Origin of the sequence: Winogradskyella sp. 4-2091, assembly GCF_045765065.1 — a bacterium.
Classification (GTDB): domain Bacteria; phylum Bacteroidota; class Bacteroidia; order Flavobacteriales; family Flavobacteriaceae; genus Winogradskyella.
On sequence record NZ_JBJKOD010000055.1, the window covers coordinates 1 to 537 of the forward strand.

General features: G+C 35.6%; 1 protein-coding gene. It reads left to right on the plus strand.

What is annotated here, in order from left to right; genetic code table 11:
* Nucleotides 1-537, plus strand: a 537-nt coding sequence (locus ACJBCC_RS17280; protein ID WP_407557934.1) for a choice-of-anchor Q domain-containing protein, incomplete at both ends; no start/stop codon positions are given.

A 537-nucleotide genomic window follows, 5' to 3' on the forward strand; every position in this document is an offset into this window, starting at 1 on the left:
TTCGCAAATCATTCTAGCACTACAAATGTTTCAAACACAAATCCTTTGTTTACAGATTCTGTAAATGGAGATTATACGTTAGAATCTTCATCACCAGCAATAGACAGTGGAGAAAATACTAGAGTGTCCACTTCTACAATTTCAGATTTAGCCGGTAATCAACGTATATTTAATGCCACAGTAGATATGGGGCCATATGAGTTTGGGGCTAATCCTGCAAGTACAACAGTTATTTATGTAGACGCAGCTGCTACAGGAAACAATGATGGTACAAGTTGGGCAGATGCTTATGATAACTTGCAAATTGCTTTAAATAATAACCCAGCTGGTACAATTTGGGTAAAAGCTGGTACTTATATACCTGGAACTAATAGAACAGATGTCTTTAGTTTAACTAATAATCAGAAAATATATGGTGGTTTTGATGGAACAGAAGTTAGTTTATCTCAGAGAGATGCAGCGGTAAACCTTACGATTTTATCTGGTGATATTAATGGTAATGATAACACGTTGTTTTCTGCTACTGATCCAAATAGA